Annotated in this window: 2 protein-coding genes; both read right to left on the bottom strand. The window is 27.2% G+C overall.

Annotated elements, in window-relative coordinates; all coding sequences use genetic code 11:
- Window positions 1-66: 66 nt before the first annotated feature.
- Window positions 67-1,680 (bottom strand): ATP-binding cassette domain-containing protein, encoded by a 1,614-nt coding sequence (locus ACZ2M0_RS09365; protein ID WP_109586373.1) that lies wholly within the window; start codon window positions 1,678-1,680, stop codon window positions 67-69.
- A 37-nt stretch (window positions 1,681-1,717) separates the two neighbouring features.
- Entirely contained in the window at window positions 1,718-2,539 is an 822-nt protein-coding gene (locus ACZ2M0_RS09360; RefSeq protein ID WP_490059274.1) for an LpxL/LpxP family acyltransferase, read from the bottom strand.
- Window positions 2,540-2,794 lie beyond the last annotated feature (255 nt).

Below are 2,794 nucleotides of genomic sequence, written 5' to 3'. Positions count from 1 at the left end.
TCCTTTTTTATGCAATAAAAAACCTATTAACAGCTTACCACATGGATAAGTCATCAACAGGATAAATTATAGAGCCTTTAATCTTAAAGTTTTATTTTCAAGTACATAGTGTGTAAAATGTGCATGTTTAAATTCAATATCGTCATAATAATGAGCAACCTCAATCACTGTACAATCTAAATTTTGAATAATTTTATTTATTTTGTCCGACATTTTTGGATCTAAACTAGAAGTTGCTTCATCAATTAAAATAATTTTTTTATTAAAAAGAAGAGCTCTAGCAATTTCGATTCGCTGCCGTTGTCCACCAGATAAGTTTTTCCCACTTTCACCATAATATCTATTTAAAGCATCGTTACCTAGTTCATTAATCAATCCTACTTTTTCAAGAACAAATAAACAATCTTTAGTTGAGAAATCCTCGCCTAAAGTTAGATTAAAACGCAAAGTATCATTAAATAAGTTGGGATTTTGTCTTATATAAGCAATCCTACCAGATTCGAGAATATTGTTTATTTTACTATTCTTTTCCCTCAAATAAATTTTTCCGCTACTTGGTTTAATAGAACCCTGAATCAAATTAAGTATTGTCGATTTACCAACACCAGAAGCTCCTGTAATCAAAATTTTTTCTCCAAAAGTAATATTTAAATTCAAATTATTGATAATCTGTTTACCATTTGAGTACGTAAAATAAACATTTTCAAAACAAATTTTTGGCTTAATATCTTTCGATATTTTTTTAGGAGCTTTAAATTCAATCATATGTTCACTATAAGATTTTCGAATTTCTTGAGTAGTTTTTATCTTACTAAGATACTCTGAAACTGTTCCTAATGGACCTACGACTCTGTCACTAGCCATAAAAATACCAATCAAAGCTGCAGAAGATATCTTTCTTTGAATAACTAAAAGCAAGCCAATACCAATAGGTAAAATATAACTAACAACTGAAAGAATTGAAGCGACAAAAAAAGTAACAGCTTGCCAGTTATTCATAAGTAAATAAGAATTTTCGGATTCATTTAAATACTTATCTGTATCATTGTACATATACTTTTCAGCTAAATAAGTTTTGATAGTATTGGCTCCATTAAATAAATCAGTTACCTTACTTAAAAATCTACTACTATCTTCCTGCCACTTTGAAGAAGTGGCAGTTAATTTTTTACCAAAAATCTTTGGAGTTATCATAGGTAATAAAGAAAATAAAATAAACAAAATTCCAATAGGTATGCTTAAACTTAAAATATAAATTCCAGAGATTAATGCCATTAACAAAGACGCAAATACTTCAAACATCAGACTAAAGTAATCTGTTTCAACCAATTTAAAATCATTAAATATTTTTGAGACATTATCCGCAGTATCACTACTAAAAGTTGAAGTATTAATTTGCCCATAAATAAAATTACTTTTGAGCTTTACATTAAGCTTTTTTATTGCTAAATTTATTAACATTTTTCTTAAAGTCATTGAAAAATACACAATAGCCATTGCTGAAAAGCTTTTGACAGCATAAAACATTACTTCTAAAAATGTTGAGTTATGATTAAAATTTGCTATAGAAGAAAGTACCTGTGCCAAAACTACTCCATCAAATGATGAAATAATTGTTGTTATTATTATTGAAAATACGAGCCAATTAGGTAACCATCTAATTATGTTTTTTATTTTCATTTTTATCACCGTTGTATATTAAATTAATATATAATACTTAATTGATTGATATTCTATTTTTGGAAAACAAATACCAATACCACCACTTTTCAGGAGTCTTAACTATTATACTGTTTATCAGTCTGTGAATATTATTATTAATCTGTCCTACTGTCATATCTTTTATATTTATCTTGGAATAAAATCTTAATTCATAATGAGGAAAATCATCTATTCTTGTAAAAGTAACTGGTTGTATATTTGAATTATTTCGTTTAGCTAAGGCTGCTAATCCGTACGCTACGGGAAAGAAATTATCTAAATACTTAGTACGATACTTGGGTTTAGGACCTAATGTATATTCTGGAAATTCAAGTATATTTTTTGAATTTTTTAATAAATTATCCAACTTAAAAAGAGCATTAACTGGGTTAGATGTGTCTAAAACTTCTGTTATGTACTTTTTTAAGCTCGATAACATTACATCTAAAATGGACCGCATATGCTCCCCTTCATCACCATTAGCTAATGGAACATTTTGAATTTTTAAACTCGCCAATATTATTGGTATAGAATAAAAATCTCCCCAATGTGGACTAAAAATTATCGTATTTCCTCTCTTAATATCATTTAATTTTTCTTCATTTATAATAATTAAATTATTTTTTAGAAAACACTTTGTCTGAGAAAATAAATAAACAAATATAGCATCAGTTTCTTGAAACAAAATATAGTTAGCCCATTTTTTGCTCAGTGACTCTTGGTTTTTTAAATTAGTAAACTTCATGGCTTTACTTGCAATTGTCACAAGGTCTTGAATATTTTCTTTTATTTCGTTTATTTCAATTTGTCTAATTAAAGAAATTTCTTTCCAAATCAAATCAAGTTGATTACTTTTTTTAATACTTGGAAAAGACGTTGATCATCTAGATCACTCAAATACATAGAAAAATCATAAATCATTCTGTTGACTCTTTTCTTATCATAGTCTTTCTTATTTGATACAAGTTCATATCAAACTCATTAAAAGAGTGTATCAATAACAAGTTATCATTATTATGGCTCTTTGTCAAATCCTGTTGATAGAGCTTAAATGAATAGAATCAAGCAGCTAATAAACTGCTTGGTTCTTTTT

This window comes from Lactobacillus sp. VURO6/B1 (VP7) (assembly GCF_058139575.1).
Note: the sequence above shows the minus strand (reverse complement) of the source record. Positions and strands in the feature narration are given on the sequence as shown.